This window comes from Streptomyces muensis (assembly GCF_021474425.1).
Taxonomy (GTDB): domain Bacteria; phylum Actinomycetota; class Actinomycetes; order Streptomycetales; family Streptomycetaceae; genus Streptomyces; species Streptomyces muensis.
Genome location: NZ_JAKEIP010000568.1, coordinates 1 through 1,439, shown reverse-complemented (window position 1 = coordinate 1,439; position 1,439 = coordinate 1). Strand labels below are relative to the sequence as shown.

Sequence of the window (1,439 nt, the reverse complement as noted above, 5' to 3'; positions counted from 1 at the left end):
GGTGGGGGTGGAGGAGGGCGCGTTCGGCCCTGCCGCTCAACTGCTCGCGCTGATCGGGTTGTTCGCGGGTGTGGTTGCGGTGCGGGAGCCGATGGCCGGGGTGGCGGGCGATCCGGGAGGACCGGGCGGGTCCTCGGATCCGGGCGCGCCGACGCGGCCGTTGCCGCAGCGTCGGCGCGGGCGGAGTCCGATGGGGACCGAGCCGCCCGGTTCGACGAATCCTGCCCACGGTCCCGACCTCGGCTCCGCCCCTCGGCCCGAATCCGGGCCGACCGTCTCCGCACGCGGCCCCGGCGGGCCGGACCCGGATCCGCCGACCGCCCGCATCGGCGGGAAGCCGAGGTTCCGGGTGAGCCGCCCCGACGGCACGACGGCACCCGCGGACCCACCGGAGCCCGAGGACCCCCGGAAGGGCGACGTCACATGACCGCGCTTCAGCAGCCCGCACGCGCCGACGGTCCCTCGCGGCCGCCCGTACGTGTCCCGTTTCCCGTCGTGGACGAGGTCGCCCGGCACTGTCTCCAGGAGGAGGAGCCGGAGACGGTGCACATCGAGGTGCATCTGCCGGGGCGGCTGGAACCGGGGCGGCTGCGGGCGGCCTTCGGTGAGGCGTTGCGGCGGCATCCGCGCATCCTGATGCGGGAGGCGTCGGGGCATTGGTACCGGCGCCGGTACGAGTGGGAGCTGACGGCGGAGCCGGACGTGGAGGTGGTGGGCTTTCCCGCGCCGGGGCGGGACGCGCTGCGGGACGCCCGGACCCGGGCGCTGACGCAGGCGCCGCCGCTGTCGCTGTCGCCGCCGATTCGCGTGGAGGTGGTGGAGGGAACGGGGCCGGGGCCGGTCGAGGGGAGCGAGGCCTCCGACGCCGTGGGAGTACGCCCGCGCGGAACCGACGGCGGCCCGCAACCGCGTACCGCACCGGGCACCGTCCTCTTCCTCACCATCAACCACACCGCCCTGGACGGCCCCGCGTGCCTCCGCGTCCTGGCCACCGCCGCCGAGTTGTACGGCGGCCAGGACAACTCGCCCGCCGCTCCCCCCGTGCGGACGGCGTCCGAAGCGCCGCCGCCCCCCGAGGACACCCCGTCCAACTGGTCCCACCCGGCGCGGGTGGCGCCCGGCAGTCCCGAACCCTCCCCCGGCAACGGCATGCTCGTCACCGAGCTCCCCCTCCCGCACCGGCCCAAGGGCTCCCCGTACACGGTCAACGACCAGCTCATGGTCACCACCGCCCTGACCATCGCCCACTGGAACCGGGAGCACGGCGGGGGGGGGGGGGGGGGGGGGGGGGGGGGGGGGGGGGGGGGGGGGCGCCGGGCGGCGGGGGGGGGGGGGGCGCCCCCCCCCCCCCCCGCCCCCCCCCCCCCCCCCGCCGCCCCCCCCCCCCCCCCCCCCCCCCCCACCCCCCCCCCCCCCCCCCCGGGGGGGGGGGGGCGGGG

At 78.8% G+C, this 1,439-nt stretch carries 2 pseudogenes; both read left to right on the top strand.

What is annotated here, in order from left to right:
• Positions 1–427, top strand: a pseudogene (locus L0P92_RS44390) (hypothetical protein); the annotation flags it as partial.
• A pseudogene (locus L0P92_RS44385) lies at positions 424–1,266 on the top strand (condensation protein); the annotation flags it as partial. The pseudogenes L0P92_RS44390 and L0P92_RS44385, both read left to right, overlap by 4 nt.
• Positions 1,267–1,439 lie beyond the last annotated feature (173 nt).